A 383-nucleotide genomic window follows, 5' to 3' on the forward strand; every position below is an offset into this window, starting at 1 on the left:
TCATATGACACCCTTACATTGCGCAAATGAGGGGCGCACGAAATTGCTGCGCGCCCAGTAGTAATCGTTCAATTTTAGCAAATGGCTTTCTTCTGCATTTTCGCTTTTGTGTCCCCCACATCAGCGTAATGAATGTTTTGATCAAACAGAGGGCAAAAAAATAGCCATAAAAAAGTAAAAATGCGGGGCAACGCGCAGGACAGCTCTCGACGCCGCCCTCTGTGCTGCCTATTATTTATGGCGGTGTCGTTTGGCTTGAAGATCAGAGGAAGAAAAGATGCGAGCAGCGTTTTGGGTAGGGTGTGCCGCTTTATTGTTGTCGGCGTGTAGTCGTGAACCTGTTCAGCAGGCGACTGCGGCGCACGTAGCGCCAGGTTTAAAAG

General features: G+C 49.1%; 1 protein-coding gene. It reads right to left on the reverse strand.

The features are described from left to right. Positions 1 to 74: 74 nt before the first annotated feature. A partial coding sequence (locus GV819_RS33050) for a hypothetical protein (protein ID WP_218579794.1) occupies positions 75 to 383 on the reverse strand: 309 nt, incomplete at its 5' end.

Origin of the sequence: Pseudomonas sp. Fl5BN2, from assembly GCF_009908205.1 — a bacterium.
In the GTDB taxonomy this organism is placed as follows: Bacteria; Pseudomonadota; Gammaproteobacteria; order Pseudomonadales; family Pseudomonadaceae; genus Aquipseudomonas.